This window comes from Janthinobacterium sp. NKUCC06_STL (genome assembly GCF_019345455.1).
Lineage (GTDB): Bacteria > Pseudomonadota > Gammaproteobacteria > Burkholderiales > Burkholderiaceae_D > Janthinobacterium > Janthinobacterium rivuli.
Genome location: NZ_JAHKQY010000031.1, coordinates 1 through 602, shown reverse-complemented (window position 1 = coordinate 602; position 602 = coordinate 1). Strand labels below are relative to the sequence as shown.

Genomic DNA, 602 nt, shown 5'->3' with positions numbered 1-602 from the left:
ATGTTGGCTTAGAAGCAGCCATCATTTAAAGAAAGCGTAATAGCTCACTGATCGAGTCGTCCTGCGCGGAAGATGTAACGGGGCTAAGCCAGTCACCGAAGCTGCGGATATTGTTCTGTGATTTATCACAGATATATATGGTAGGAGAGCGTTCTGTAAGCCTGCGAAGGTGTCTTGTAAAGGATGCTGGAGGTATCAGAAGTGCGAATGCTGACATGAGTAGCGATAATGGGGGTGAAAAGCCTCCACGCCGTAAGCCCAAGGTTTCCTGTTCAACGTTCATCGGAGCAGGGTGAGTCGGCCCCTAAGGCGAGGCAGAGATGCGTAGCTGATGGGAAGCAGGTTAATATTCCTGCACCGTCGTATGATGCGATGGGGGGACGGATCGCGGAAGGTTGTCCAACTGTTGGAATAGTTGGTTTTTGGCTCATAGAAGGTACTTAGGCAAATCCGGGTACGGAATTCAAGGGGTTGAGACGAGTGAATTTATTCACGAAGCAATCGGAAGTGGTTCCAAGAAAAGCCTCTAAGCTTCAGTCATACGAGACCGTACCGCAAACCGACACAGGTGGGCGAGATGAGTATTCTAAGGCGCTTGAGAG

1 rRNA gene is annotated in these 602 nt (G+C 49.8%); it reads left to right on the top strand.

The features are described 5' to 3' along the window. Positions 1-602 (top strand): 23S ribosomal RNA (locus tag KO539_RS29850); the annotation flags it as partial.